Below are 14,584 nucleotides of genomic sequence, written 5' to 3' on the forward strand. Positions count from 1 at the left end.
CATGCTCAAACAACAGGCGGTGATTCTTCTGGTGGACGACGACATTGCCCACCGGACAATGCTCAAGGTCAATCTTGTCAAAGAAGGGTTTATGGTAGTCGAACTCGGTGATGGCGATGAGGTGCTGCCGTTTCTTACAGCTAACCACGTCGACCTCCTGTTATTGGACCTGAAAATGACCCGCATGGACGGTATCACCACCCTGTCAACAATGTTACAGGCAGGCTACACCATCCCGGTCATCGTCCTTACCGCCTTTTCCTCGGTTGAAAGTGCCGTTCTTGCCATGAAACGTGGAGCCTTTGATTACATCACGAAGCCGGTTGACATTGAAGAGCTGAAGCTGGCCATTTCGCGAGCGCTGAATTTTAGGGTATTGTCGGTTGAGAACGAGGCCCTGAAAACGCGACTTGACGAGAAGTTCGGTTTCGACAATATCATCGGCAGCAGTCCCGCCATGCAGGAGATGTTTGCAACTCTCTCCATGGTGGCACCATCAGATGGCACCGTGCTCATCACTGGTGAATCCGGCACTGGCAAGGAACTGATTGCCAACGCTCTGCACCACAAAAGCCAGAGGAAAAACGGCCCTTTTATCAAATTGAATTGTGCAGCACTCCATGAAAACCTCTTGGAGAGTGAACTTTTTGGCCATGAAGCAGGATCGTTCACCGGTGCCTCGTCACGGAGGAAAGGACGCTTCGAACTCGCCCATCGAGGCACCTTGTTCCTTGACGAGATCGGGGACATGAGCCCGGCCACCCAGGCGAAGGTGTTACGTGTTCTTCAAGACGGTACTTTCGAGCGGGTAGGTGGTACTGAAACGATCACAGTCGATGTGCGACTCGTTGCCGCCACGCATAAAAATCTACGGGCGATGATCGATACCGGGGAGTTTCGGCAAGATCTCTTTTTCCGGCTCTCTGTCGTTCCCATTCATCTACCGCCACTTCGGGAACGAGCGATCGATATCCCTGAACTGTCGAGACATTTCCTCAATCGTTACTCGAAGAAAAACAGAAAAGACATCAAGGGATTCCATCCGGAAGTTTTCAGCCTCCTCATGCAATATGAATGGCCTGGAAATATCCGCGAGTTGGAAAATACCATCGAGCGGGCTGTTATCCTCTGTATGGGAGAGCAGATAACCCCTCACGAACTGCCGCCCCAGTTTTTCTCTGATGCCACTATACCTCAAAGAACCCTTGATGGCAGAAGCGAATTCACCCTTCGTGATCTTGAGCGTGAAGCCATTAAGGCAACGCTAAGCCAAACCGGCAACAATAAAAGCCTCACAGCCAAAAAGCTCGGGATTGCCCGTCAGACTCTACTGAATAAAATCAAAGAGTTCGGACTGGAATAGTCGCGCCATCCATCTTCAAAATCCCCACATTTTTCTGCCAATCGTTACTCTCTCGATGAGCATAAGTGAAGAATACGAGGTATCAACATTCGATGAAGTGATATCAGGTATCCAATATCCGGATTACTGCACGTTACAATCGAATGCAGTTCCCTCTCCCCTTTTTTCTTGAAATAAGAAGTCGCTGTCTCATTCTTATCCAATCGCCCCAACCCTGCTGTTGTACTGATGTCTAAAAATTGGGCAGTCAAGATTGAGACGAGACCAATCGCGCTTACTTAAAGTATTATTTCAACGCAATATCAGTACATTGAATCATCGCCACCCATATTGACCGAACTGGCACAACTCCTGCTAGCAGTACTATAGAATACAAAGACCTGCCGGATAGGCTGGCTAACACACAACAGCATCAAGGAGTGTATCATGAAAAAGATTCTTATCAGCTCGGTTTTGATCATCGGTCTTGCCACAGGTTTAGCCTTTGCTCATGGAAACAATTGGGGTGGCCATATGATGAGTGGTGGCAACTATGGCATGATGGGCGGAATGGGGAGTGGTATGATGGGACCGCAGATGATGGATGGTAACGGTTACGGAGACTGCCCAGGCGCTGCATGGTATGGAAGAGATGAAGAATCGCAGAAAAACTATCAGGAATACCTCGACAAGACCACCGATCTCCGGAAACAAATGAATGATCTGCGTTTCGACTATATGGAGGCTTACCGCACGCCTAATGCCGACAAGGCAACGTTGTTAAAAATCGAACAGCAAATGAATGATCTCCGTTTGAAAATGCTCGATATTGAAAAGCAGATAGAACCCGCAAAATAGGCAGCTGCATGTTTGCCCGCTGGTAGCCCCTCATTTCGATGGGGTTACCGGCATATCACATCAGCCTTCCCTGAGATAACTATCTGGTTGCCCCAAAAACGCATTGGGAGATGGACAGCTTCAGAACAACCGCTCATGTATCCCCCAGCACATCTTATTCCGTGTGCTGAATACAGAGCAGAACCCCATCCCTGTGGTAGACCGAAGCACTCTCTGCTTCCATGAGGTTGCTCACGCCTCTACTTGATCCGAAACGAATTGTATGTCCGGTAAGGGGATAGCGAAAACCGCTGAGTGTCACGCCTTCAGCATCCCCACCGAGCGGCAGCAGTGAAACCATAATGCCATGACGGTTTACAACACTATGCTCCCGGCCCGAATGTAAAATATGCATCCGACACCCACTACCAACGAGAGAGACATCGATTTTGCGATACTTCTCCTGGGCTGCGAGCATGATATTGGCCATGCTCATATCCCAACGACCTCCGAGCGCACCCAATAGGCAGACCTGCTGCGCACCTTTTTCACCAGCGAGGTCGAGAGCGAGTTCAAGATCGGTCGCGTTCTTGTGAACAGGGTGACGATATATCTCCACCCCTTCCCTTTCATAGTACTCAAGGAGCTCCCTGCCAATAGAATCAAAATCACCTAACGCAACATGAGGTAGAATACCTGCACTTGCGCAATGCACAGCCCCACCATCGGCGGCAATGATGAGATCGGCCGTTTCAACAAGGCTCGGAAACTCTGGAAATACATCAAAATTACCGTTGGCGAAAATAAGGGTCTGCATGTTTTTATTCTCTCAGGATTCGTCTGTCAGCAGCACAAGTGACGCAGGGTTGAGGCAAAGGCGCACCGGTTCTTCAGGCATAGGCGGCACGGGATCTATTGGCAGGTAAAATGTCAATAGTTCACCGTTTGCATCAACTGTCAGCCGGTAGGCGCCACCAAGGAATCGGCTGGCAATGACCACACCTGAAATCTGTGGCAATGCTTCCGACGGTGCCGCGGTGTCGGCAAGCCGCGCACCTTCCGGGCGCAGCAAAAGCGTCACAGGTCTTGATTGGATGTGGTTTTCATCTGGCGGTATGACGGTATCCAAGTAACCGAATGGGCCATGAAAGCGGCCACCATCATCCAGAACCCCTTTCACCAGGTTCTCAAAACCAAGAAACCTTGCAACAACGTTTGAGGCGGGAAATCGGTAGAGTCGCTCCGGGCTGTCAAACTGATGCAAAATACCATCATGCAATACCGCAACCTTATCGGCAACACTGAAAGCCTCAGCCTGATCATGGGTGACAAAGATCGCGGTAACTCCCAGCTTCTTTAAAATGGTGCGGATTTCGCCGGTAAGTCGGTCGCGCAAGGTTCGGTCGAGTGACCCGAGAGGTTCGTCAAGCAGCAGCAATTGTGGCTCTGGTGCCAGGCTTCTGGCCAGGGCCACTCGCTGACGTTCACCACCGGATAGCTGGTCGATAGTACGGTCGCCGAATCCTGTAAGCCCCACCAGCTCCAGCATTACAGCAATCTTTTTTTCCTGCTCCCTGGCTGGCATTTTCTGCATTTCCAGGCCAAAAGCTATATTCTGACGTACTGTCTTGTGCGGGAAAAGGGCATATTCCTGAAACATCATCCCTATTTTTCGCAAATGCGGCGGCACATCCCGCAAATCCCTGCCCTTAAAGATGATGGAACCGGATTCCAGCGGCTCAAGACCAGCCAATACCCGTAGCAGCGTCGTTTTTCCGGAACCTGAAGGCCCAAGTAGACAGAGAATTTCCCCCTCTTCTAGAGTGAAACTTACGTTCTGCAGCAATGGCTCTCCATCATAATGATTAGAGAGATTTCGCACTGCGAAAAGGGTGTTTTCCTCAACCATTTTGCTCACCATCTTTTCCGTCAATGTAGCGCCCCCTTCCGGTACGAATCAAGCCTGCCTAAAAGCCAGAAGCCAGAACATGTCACCAGCATCAGGATAGTGCTCATGGCCATAGCCTGTCCGTAGTTCATTTCACCCGGTTGCCCTAGAAACCTGAATATCGCAACTGGCATGGTCGGAGTGTGAGGCCGGGTTACAAAGGCCGAGGCTCCGAACTCACCCATACTGATGGAGAAAGCGAAGACCGCACCTACAAGAATTGCCCTGGTGATAAGGGGCAGATCTATTTTCCGCCATACAACCAGGGGGGATGCACCAAGCAGCGATGCAGCCTCCCTCAAGGTATGGGGAATCTGTCTGATGGATGGTAAAATACAGCGAATCACGAAGGGAAAGGCCACCAACGCATGGGCAATGGGCACCAGGGCCAGGGAATCCCGCAGGTTGAGTGGGGGGCGGTTCAAGGTGATAATATAGCCAAATCCCAGGGTCACTGCCGAGGTGGCAAGCGGCAGCATGATTAGTGCGTCCCACAGCGACCGCTGCCGACTGTCACCGGATGCTATGAAGGTTGCAGCGAGCAATCCCAAAATAACTGCCAGTACCATGGCCGCCAAGCCAAAACCGACACTGTTTTTTACAGCGCTTATCGGCTCGACGAAAAACACTGACTTGGCCTGGCTGGTGAATAGCGCGTTATAGAAGGCCAGAGTAAGACCATCCTCACCAACAAATGATCGAATCACCAGAGCCAGTAGCGGGATAACCATGAGTAATAGCATAAACGCGACATTCGACCCAACCAGTAGTTTCTGGCTGCCGGTTCCGGGCTGGATAGCCTCACCCATCGCGGTATCCGAATAGAAGCCGGATTTGGTTTTCCTATCTAGCCGGGCATAGAAATACATCAGGAGAAAATTGATACCGATCTGGATAAGCGACAGCACCGCTGCCATGGGCAGGTTAAACAACTGCACCGCCTGGCGATAAATTTCCACCTCGATGGTTGCATAACTGGGGCCGCCCAGAATCAATACTACCCCAAAACTGGTAAAACAGAAGATAAAAACCAGCAATGCAGCAGAACCTATAGCAGGCAAAAGCAAAGGAAAAGTGATGCGTTGAAAGGTCTGCCAGGGGGATGCCCCCAGCATCCGTGCCGCCGCTGACAAACTGCGATCAAGTCCTGCCCAGTAACCACCGACAATTCGAAGCACCAGTGCGTAGTTGTAAAAGACATGGGCGAGGAGAAAAAAGGACACGGTCTGGTCAAGCTTGATTGGCGGGGTAGTCAGATCCAATATGGTCATGAGCCAACTGTTCACCAGACCGTTATTACCAAGCAAAGCCCTGAAGGCAGCGGCAGTGACCACGGTTGGTAGGACAAAGGGTACAGTCGTAAGCGCCTGCAGCAGATTCTTACCAGGGAATGTGAATCTGGCAAAGACGTATGCACCCGGCAGGGCAACGGCAAGCGTCAGCAATGTTGACAGCGTCGCCTGCCAGGTGGTGAACCATATGATCCGCCCGAATACCGGGCTATGGAATATCCGGCGCAGCTGGTCCGGCTGCCAGCTGCCATCCGGCAAGAAACTTAACGTGACGATTTTGGCCAACGGATAAAAATAAAATAACACCAGAAAGAGCAAAGGCAGAACAAGCAGCGCCCAATGCAGTATTTTGGGAGGTCGCAAGCGCCCTGCTCGTTCATCTGTTGAGCCGTTCATCGTCAATTCCGCTCAGTTTTTCAGCGCAGTACCGTATCTGTCCACGCCTCGATCCAGACGTTGCGCTTCTCTTCAATGGCAGCGGGGTCTACAGTGACAGGTTTATCGGCAACCGTCGCATATTTCATAAAAACCTCCGGTAATTTGGCCTGATCATTTGCCGGAAAGACAAACATCTGCAGAGGAATGTCCTCTTGTAAATCTTTGCCGAGCATGAAATCCACAAACTTCTTTGCTAATTCAAGCTCCTTGGTTCCTTCCAGGATACCCACGAATTCGATCTGGCGAAAGGCATTGCCATCGGTCACTACTGCACCAGTTGGCGCTTCTGTGAGCGGTTTTTCTGAATAGAATACTGCAGCAGGCGGGCTTGAAGCGTAGCTCACGACGATTGGCCTGTCCCCTTTTGAGGCGGCGGTGAAATGGCCGAAATAGGCATCCTCCCAGCCAGCGGTCACTAATACGTTGTTGGCACGTAATTTCTTCCAGAAATCAAGATAGCCATCCTCTCCGAACCGGCCGATGGTGGCGAGAAGAAAAGCCAGGCCTGGCGAAGAAGTGGCGGGGTTCTGCACCACGGTCAGCCCTGCATATTCCGGTTTTGCCAGATCGGCAAGATCGGTTGGCGGCGCAATTCCTTTTTCCTGGAACCAGGCCTTATCATAGTTTAAACAGACATCACCGTAATCAACAGGCAACAGACGATTTTCAGCATCCAAACGTAAATTGGCAGGAATATGAGCCAGCATCGGCGAGTCGTATGCCTGAAAGATTCCACCCTCGATTGCCCTGGAATAAAAGGTGTTGTCGACACCATAAAACACATCGGCCAATGGGTTGTTTTTTGATAGAATTGCTTGCACCAGGGCGGCCCCTGCATCTCCCGATTTCAGGAAACGAACTTCTACCTGGTTCTCTTTTTCAAACAGAGCGATGACCTCTTTACTGACATTGAAGCTGTCATGGGTCATGACGGTGAGAGTACTGCCGGCCCAGCCACTGGTAGCCATCATCATTGCGGCCACAGAACAGAATCCTGCCAGAATGTGTTTTACACGCTTTTTCATCAATTTCTCCAATAACTCATCAGGTTGAGCATCATCGGTTTTCGAGTTTGCCAAATCCAAGAGTGAACGGCAAAAAAAAAGCCATCTCCGGAAAGGAGACGGCTGATAATTTGCTCTCTTCCCTCCGCCGGCATTACCCGGATCAGGTTAAGCGGTCGGGTTAGCTGATAAACCCCTCTCAGCCCGGTCCATCCGAGCTCCCGCGATAGTGCGTCACTAATATGCCATGTCTTCGTGGTTTGCAACAAAAAAAGCGTACATCCGCATGATTGCCGGAAAGCAATGAACTGCAAGCAACAGAAACCGAGTTTCTTCGTCAAACAGTAAAACTAGTTCTTCAGAAGCAGAAAGGGAGGAAGTTTGTCAGGAACAGCAATTATCTTTCACTGACATTTCAGTCAGCAATATTAAGATATTGCCAGGCTAAGCAATTGGAATTTATTTTACAATTTTCCAAACAGCCTTTTCAAGTGCTCTTCTCTTTTCTTACGATCAATGAGCTCTTGCTCACGAGCTTTAATTTCTCTTTTTTCTTCGCGAATGCCAAATGAAATGAACCAACAGTATGCACAAGCGGTCATTGCCAACAAAATACCAGTATCCAGATCCATTGTACTACACACCTGCGTAAAGCTTTTTCTATGTATCGTTATAGCGGTTAAAGCATGACATTCGGTCGATGCCTTTCCAAAATGAATGCCAGCCGGTTGATTTACCAGATGATAATCACGATAGCAATTGATTATCAAAAAAAATTCCGGTATGTAGCTGAATTTACGTCCATGCACAGGTCAGGAACTACCAATTTCCTCAGTCCGAACCAACAGTTCTCACTGATATGTTTTTTTATTAAGAAAAGCAATTCCTATTACCAGAATTACCATGAAGCTTTGTTGGATTTTAAAACCTTCTAAGAGTTTCTATTGGACATCACATGCTCCTCAACTGAACAATGGATGAGTGTGTATTTTTACTGAAAGGCTCTGCAGCAAACTCTCCTGAAACTCTCGCGGCTCACAATGATCTGAACAAAAAACATGGAACCACCGTATGGGAAGTACCATAACAACCCATTTCCGGTCAGGAAATCCACAGCTGGTACTTACGGTTTCTAACGCCAACTCCGCCAAAAGGTTGTTCGATTCTTTCCCTGTTACTTCTACCAACGCCAGGGCAGCAATGAAAAGTTCCAGACCCTTTGTGGGGCACGCCACACGTATTAAACGACTGAGTGTAATGTTGCACAAACCTGACAAATTGAAACCACAGCCAAAACACTTGTTGCAATTACCAACAATCTTATTATTTCATTGCACACTGGTTTATGATTTTTGGTCCAAAGTCTCATCAGTAACTGTCAATACATATCGCAGTATCACTATCACACGCACAGGTACAATTTATGTCCAATGATATCGATCACAAACTCAAAGTCAGACACCTTCATCTTGGTGATTACGACGCACTCCGCGAAATAAGTGCCAGAGTATATAAAGGAGTCTCCGGACCATGGACGGAAAAAACTTTCCGTGAACTCATTGAAACCTTCCCGGAAGGCCAGGTCTGCATCGAAGATCACGGTAAACTTGTGGCCGTGGCTTTCTCATTGATCATAGATTTCAGTCTATTTGGTGACAACCACACCTATTCACAAGTCACAGCTAACGGTACCTAAACCACCCATGATCCTGAAGGCGATTATCTTTATGGCATAGAGGTCATCGTTGACCCGAATTACCAGGGTATGCGCCTTGGCCGACGACTCTATGATGCGCGGAAAGAGCTGGCCGAAAACCTTAACCTGAAAGGTATTCTCCTTGGCGGCCGCATTCCCGGCTACCACAAATATTCTACCAAGATGTCACCTCAGCAATACATCGTCGCGGTGAAAAAGAAGGAAGTGTATGACCGGGTACTCACCTTCCAGATGTCGAATGACTTTCATGTCCGCAATCTGCTTGATGATTATTGGCCTGAAGACCATCACTCACGCGGCTACGCCGTTCTGCTTGAGTGGATCAATATTTACTACCAGAAAAAAACCAAGCTTATCGGCAGAACGCAGTCAATAGCCAGAATCGGCGTGGTGCAGTGGCAGATGCGTCGCTTTGATTCATTTGACGACTTCATGCAGCAGGTTGAGTTTTTTGTCGATACCGTCAGCGACTATCAATCCGATATCGTACTGTTTCCCGAATTATTCAATGCTCCGCTCATCCATACATACGAGGGCAATAATTCGATGGAGGCTATGCGCATGCTGGCCGGTTATACTGATCAATTGCGTCAGGCAATGACAGAGATGGCCCTCGGCTACAATATTAACATCATCACCGGCAGCGTTCCGCAAATACGTGAAGATGGAAAACTCTATAACGTCAGCTACCTCTGTCGCCGCGACGGCACCTGGGACTACCAGTCAAAACTGCATATCACCCCGGATGAAGACCGTCACTGGGGCTTTTCAGGTGGCCATGACCTGAAAGTATTCGACACCGACGTCGGCAAAATCGGCATTTTGATCTGCTTCGATGTCGAATTCCCAGAGCTTGCAAGACTACAGGTGGAAAAAGGCATGAAAATGCTGTTTGTCCCCTTCTGGACCGATACCAAAACAGGATATCAGCGAGTGCGGCGCTGCGCCCAGGCCAGGGCAATAGAAAACGAATGCTTTGTTGCCATCTCCGGTTCCGTCGGCAACATTCCCAAAGTTGAGACGATGGGGATTCAATACTCGCAGGCAGCAGTCTTTACGCCTTCAGACTTTGCCTTCCCCCATGATGCCATTGCCTCTGAGGCAACCCCTGGCATTGAAACAACCCTTATAACCGACCTCGACCTCGACCTGATTAAGGAACTCCGCCAGCAAGGCAGTGTAAGGAACGCACTCAGCAGGCGTACGGATCTGTACGAACTGCGTTGGAAAGGAAAAGAGTAATAACGATTTTGGGGCTGTAACATCAGCCCCCAAATATCATGAGCCAATTATCTTCGGCAGCACCGCCGAGGCAAAACTCAAAACGAAAAAGAAACCGCACATATCGGTGACGGTGGTCAGAAGCGGGCTCGAGACCAGGGCAGGATCAAGCTTGAGCCTCTTAAGGACAAGCGGTAGCATACCGCCAAGAAGAACAGAAACCAGGGTATTGGCAGCCAGTGCGCCACCGACGACCACCCCAAGCCAGATATTACCTTGCCACAACCAGGCAATGGCTCCCAACAGCAGGCCAAGCACCAGGCCATTCAGTACGCCTACCCTTGCCTCTTTAGCCAGTACCCACAGCAGCTCACTCGGCCGCACCAGGCCAAGCGAAAGCTCACGCATCGAAACCGCAACGGCCTGATTTCCCGAACAACCCGACATATCGCTCACCATTGGCAAAAACACAGCAAGGGTGATTGCGGCAGCAAGCGTGTCTTGATACATGGCGATAACCGAGGCGGCGATGACATTGAGCAGTATATTCATCGTCAACCACGCGAGTCTGCGCCCTGATCGCGACAACAACCCCATGGTACGGAATTCCTCGCCGCCAATAATACCGGAAAGACGAAGGAAGGTTCTGGTTTTTTGTTTGCTGACCTCTTCTTCGACAGCTCCCGGCAATACAACACCGACCATCCTATCATCTTCATCGACAACAGGAACACCCAAAAACTCATGTTCCTCGAAAAAGTCTCTCAACTTTTTCAGCGGGGTTGTGTCCTTCACGCGCAATGGGGAAGGAATCATGAGAGCTGCAAGTTGAGTTGTACGGCGTGGAAAGAGCAGGTCATGCATGCGCAGCACGCCAATCAACCGCTCATCTTTATCCACCACATAGAAATACTGCACATGATAGTCAGCATACTCTTCTCGATTCTGGTGAAGATCATCCAGCAGATCCTGAATCGTATCATCGGCCTTATAGGCAAGATACTCCGAGATCATCAGACCACCTGCGCAATCCGGCTCATACTCGAGGAATTTTCTGGCTTCCTCGGCATCCTCCTGATCCATCCGATTGAGAATGGCCTGACTTGCTTCCTCGTCCATTTCCGCCAAAACGTCGACGAGGTGATCAGAGTCCAGCTCTTCCAAAATGGCTGCCGCCTGCCCTATATCCATCTCCTCGACCATTTCAGCGGCCTGGACTTCTGGAATATCTTCTATAACCTCAGCGGCGTCTTCCGGACTCAGAATGGACAAGAGGCGTTGCTGCTCTTCAGAAGTAAGGCGGGAAATGGCCCTTGCGGTTTCAGGCGGACTGAGAGTATCGATATAATCGATAAGTTCAGCGCTGTTTCCGGCGCTAACCAGTTTACTGAGAACTTCCCATGAAGTCATAATATCCTGCATGGCAACCTCCGGCTCATGGCGTAGAAAGGAACAGGGATAAGAAACGGCGATACTACTCCTGTGCCAGTCTCACTTCAAGCACAAACCGGAGCATTATTCGAACGCAAGGATGAATATTTGATGAAGAGGTATTCTTGCTGGCTTCTATTTGAGATACCAACCGGCCACGGTATCATAGTCGATTTTCTCCAGCTGGGGAAAACCTGATTGCCCGTCAGAAATGATGACAAGATCAGCCCGCTCGAGTTGGGCGATCGCACGCGGCTTAACCTGACCTGCTGCGGCCTTTACTACAATGAGAAGAGCCGGATCGACGACATCACCAAGACTGTTTGACTCACAAATGATAGCTGCCTCTTCGGGAATCGTATTCAGAAATTCTTGAAAACCCTTTTCTATTCCTGAACCATCGCTTCGAAGATAAAAAACCCGTTTGGCTCCAGCCCGCAGCATGCGGATAGTATCTTTGTTACCGACTTGCCTGGACTCTTCTGCAAGTTGGCCAAGTGAAGAACAATCACCACCATGATCACCATGGTATATCTCCTCATCCGGGTGGATCGCAGAGACCTTCAGAGCGTAAATATCCGTTTGAAGCGATAGCTTGGCAATCAACCGGCAGACGAACTCAGTTTTGCCGACGTTGCGACCTGTTCCACCGACAATGAGAAGATTTTTCATAGCATTTCCGAAACCAATATTCACTGCATGCAGGTTTACTAAGGCATCTGAGACCCCGCCATACTACCACATTTGGAGCGAACAATGTCGCAATACTTATGGGAATTTTTAAGAGAATTAAGTTGATTTTCTAAAAATGAATCCGTAGCGCTGGGCAATTACAGTGGTGATACCAACTTCATTGGGAACGACTTCGGTAGGATGGCTTATGTGGACACGTGTTACTAAAGCGCTTCAATTGCAGCTTATGGTTCAGTAATCTGAACAAACCGACTCATGACTTCCAGCAATTCCTCTTTACTGAACGGTTTGGCAATTACTGCATCAAAATTGGAATTCTCAAATAGCCAAGGTGTGCCGGACATAGCAATTACAGGGAGTGATTGATCGACCTTGACTTTTACATAGTTTAAGAGGTCACCTCCTGACATTCCAGGCATTTTAATATCGGTAAGAATCAAATCATATGTGGTCTTGAGAATTTTATGAATCCCTTCCTCACCACTTTCAGCCACATCAACCGCAAAATCAAACTTTGTTAAAATTCGATGCAGCAACGATAGTATTGCCTTTTCATCATCAACAATGAGGATCTTGATAGCCAAATTTTTACCTATCCATTTCAAGCAGTTATTTCTGCAAATCCATGTTGCTGTCACTAACCAAGCAATTAGACAACAAACAAATTCGGCAGTCAACACTTGACGAAACCCCATTTTATACGTAGATGAAATACGTGTTTTAGAGGTGTAGCAGATAGGTTTTCAGGTTAACTTTATTGTTTGTGAGATGAAGTTTTTTCCGGATGTTTTCACGATGGGTATCGACAGTTCTTTTCGAACAGTTGAGAGTTTGAGCGATCTCCTTGTTGGTGAGCCCCTGCTTTATCATAGTGGCTATCTGAATTTCAGATTGTGTGAGTCGCATCATTGAATTGGATAGTTTTTTTACGAATGGATCAACTATTTCTGTAAGATTTTCTTCAATAATATTGATCAAATTCTGTTGATTTGCATTTAAATCCGTATATTTCAACCTATTAAGGAATGGCATAATCATCAATTCATAGTTTGAAAATATGTTTTCTTCGATTTTCTTACTATCCTCTTCTCTTTTCTTGAGCAACACATCTAAAGCAGTATTGATATCTTTGAGCTGCTCATATGCATCTCTCTGTTTGGTAATATCTTCTATTGAACCTTCAATATATCCATTTTCCGGATATATTGTTGCAGAAAATCTTACCCAAATAGATACCCCGTCACGTCGGACAATTTGAGCCTCATACCCCCTGACAGATCCTTTTTTCACTAATAAATCGATCATTTTTTTGCGTGACTTCTGGTCAACCCAAGATCTGCCTGGATGAAAATGACCTATGCATTCCCTGACATTTGGGTATCCTGCCATTTTTGCATATTCTTCATTTGCATCAATTAATTGGCCATCAGAAATTCTGGTACGGAACAATGCGACTTGTGCCTCATTGAAAATTTTTCTATACTTTTCTTCACTTTCTCGAAGAGCATCCTCTGCTTTTTTTCGTTCAGTGAGGTCTTTGATGAGAGTATAGCCGATACGCCTGCCATACGATTCAACAGAAAATGCTTCCAATTCGACAGGGAATATAGTGTTGTCTTTCTTTTTATGCCATCGAATCTCTACATTCAACCTACCACTATTTTTTATGATTTCAGATGCTTTAACAGACTCACTGACTTCGCTGCTGAGCGCAAGACAATTCATTCCTACGAGCTCATCATAATTAAAACCATATATCTCAGTCATTGCTGGATTAGCATCAAGAATAATCAGTGTTTCCTGGTCATAGATGAAAATACCGTTCTCATTCTTGTCAAACAGTGATCGATATTTTCTTTCGCTTTCCTCCAAAGCATTCTGAATCTCTTTCAGTTCAGTTATATCGTAACTCAGTACAACCATACCGACGACCCGTTTATGATCATCAAACTCGGGAACAAGGTTAACTTTTAATGAACGCCTGCCATCTTTGAAATCATATGATTGTAAAAACGATACCGTTTTTCCTTGTTTAACATCTTGAATATAATTCAATGCAACATCATAGTGTCTTGAGCCGATTATTTCCTTAATGTGTTTACCAATAATATTTTGCCTCGGTATACCATAGGACTCCTCATATTTTTTATTGACAAATTCATATCGCAAGTCATCCATTCCAACATACGCAATAAAAGCCACAGAATTATCTGTTACAATTTGAAATTGCGACTCATGGTCTCTGAGCTTTTTCTCTACATTTTTTCGGAAGGTAATATCATCAAAGGTGACAGCAAAGTGAAACTTTTCAGGACAATATGCAGATATATAATACCATCGTTTAAGAGGCTCGAAATATCTTTCAAAAACAACCGGCTTGCCTGTCAATGCCACCTTGCCATAAACACCAATCCAGTCAAATTCGATGGTTGCTATTTCTGGAATGGCTTCTGTCACTCTCTTACCAATAATGTCTGTTCTTTTAAGACCGGTAAACCTTTCAAAGGCTTTGTTCACCGATAAAAATTCATAGTCGACTGGCTCGCCATCTTTGTTGGTAATTATTTTGTGATACGCGAAGCCACTTACCATATTATCAAATAGTAGATGGTATCTGCTTTCTTCACTTATCGCTGCCGAGTCTGTCATTTTCCCCTCAAC

11 protein-coding genes, 1 pseudogene and 1 riboswitch are annotated in these 14,584 nt (G+C 47.4%); of the genes and pseudogenes, 3 read left to right on the forward strand and 9 right to left on the reverse strand.

Annotated elements, in window-relative coordinates; translation table 11 throughout:
- The first annotated feature begins 1 nt into the window (after position 1).
- Positions 2 to 1,363 carry a sigma-54-dependent transcriptional regulator gene (locus BUF15_RS07940; RefSeq protein ID WP_073612936.1) on the forward strand — a complete coding sequence of 454 codons (1,362 nt, stop codon included), beginning with the start codon at positions 2 to 4 and terminating at the stop codon, positions 1,361 to 1,363.
- Between the two features lie 426 nt (positions 1,364 to 1,789).
- The gene (locus BUF15_RS07945) at positions 1,790 to 2,200 is read left to right on the forward strand and encodes a hypothetical protein (protein WP_073612937.1); all 411 of its coding nucleotides are present in this window, start codon (positions 1,790 to 1,792) and stop codon (positions 2,198 to 2,200) included.
- Between the two features lie 154 nt (positions 2,201 to 2,354).
- On the opposite strand, the gene BUF15_RS07950 is transcribed toward BUF15_RS07945, so the two are convergent.
- From BUF15_RS07950 to BUF15_RS27045, 5 genes are all read right to left on the reverse strand, one after another.
- Entirely contained in the window at positions 2,355 to 2,996 is a 642-nt protein-coding gene (locus tag BUF15_RS07950) for a thiamine diphosphokinase (protein ID WP_073612938.1), read from the reverse strand.
- A gap of 12 nt (positions 2,997 to 3,008) precedes the next feature.
- A complete protein-coding gene (locus BUF15_RS07955) occupies positions 3,009 to 4,088 on the reverse strand; it encodes an ABC transporter ATP-binding protein (RefSeq protein ID WP_159441250.1) in 1,080 nt (359 codons plus the stop codon).
- Positions 4,089 to 4,108: 20 nt separating this feature from the next.
- Positions 4,109 to 5,815 (reverse strand): ABC transporter permease, encoded by a 1,707-nt coding sequence (locus BUF15_RS07960; RefSeq protein ID WP_084553728.1) that lies wholly within the window; start codon positions 5,813 to 5,815, stop codon positions 4,109 to 4,111.
- A 20-nt stretch (positions 5,816 to 5,835) separates the two neighbouring features.
- Positions 5,836 to 6,882 carry a thiamine ABC transporter substrate-binding protein gene (locus BUF15_RS07965; RefSeq protein WP_073613063.1) on the reverse strand — a complete coding sequence of 349 codons (1,047 nt, stop codon included), beginning with the start codon at positions 6,880 to 6,882 and terminating at the stop codon, positions 5,836 to 5,838.
- Positions 6,883 to 6,983: 101 nt separating this feature from the next.
- A riboswitch (TPP riboswitch) is annotated at positions 6,984 to 7,096 on the reverse strand.
- A gap of 229 nt (positions 7,097 to 7,325) precedes the next feature.
- Positions 7,326 to 7,493, reverse strand: coding sequence for a hypothetical protein (locus BUF15_RS27045; RefSeq protein ID WP_159441251.1), 168 nt, complete (start codon positions 7,491 to 7,493; stop codon positions 7,326 to 7,328).
- Between the two features lie 791 nt (positions 7,494 to 8,284).
- Between BUF15_RS27045 and BUF15_RS07975 the strand changes: the two are divergent.
- Positions 8,285 to 9,820, forward strand: a pseudogene (locus BUF15_RS07975) (GNAT family N-acetyltransferase).
- 36 nt (positions 9,821 to 9,856) lie between these two features.
- Here BUF15_RS07975 and mgtE read toward each other — a convergent pair.
- From mgtE to BUF15_RS07995, 4 genes are all read right to left on the reverse strand, one after another.
- Positions 9,857 to 11,221 (reverse strand): magnesium transporter, encoded by a 1,365-nt coding sequence (mgtE, locus tag BUF15_RS07980; RefSeq protein WP_073612940.1) that lies wholly within the window; start codon positions 11,219 to 11,221, stop codon positions 9,857 to 9,859.
- Between the two features lie 144 nt (positions 11,222 to 11,365).
- Positions 11,366 to 11,902, reverse strand: a complete 537-nt coding sequence (locus tag BUF15_RS07985; protein WP_073612941.1) for a P-loop NTPase family protein — start codon at positions 11,900 to 11,902, stop codon at positions 11,366 to 11,368.
- 245 nt (positions 11,903 to 12,147) lie between these two features.
- The gene (locus BUF15_RS07990) at positions 12,148 to 12,507 is read right to left on the reverse strand and encodes a response regulator (protein ID WP_073612942.1); all 360 of its coding nucleotides are present in this window, start codon (positions 12,505 to 12,507) and stop codon (positions 12,148 to 12,150) included.
- 136 nt (positions 12,508 to 12,643) lie between these two features.
- Entirely contained in the window at positions 12,644 to 14,572 is a 1,929-nt protein-coding gene (locus BUF15_RS07995) for a PAS domain S-box protein (RefSeq protein ID WP_073612943.1), read from the reverse strand.
- Positions 14,573 to 14,584 lie beyond the last annotated feature (12 nt).

Origin of the sequence: Desulfopila aestuarii DSM 18488 (genome assembly GCF_900143695.1) — a bacterium.
Lineage (GTDB): Bacteria > Desulfobacterota > Desulfobulbia > Desulfobulbales > Desulfocapsaceae > Desulfopila > Desulfopila aestuarii.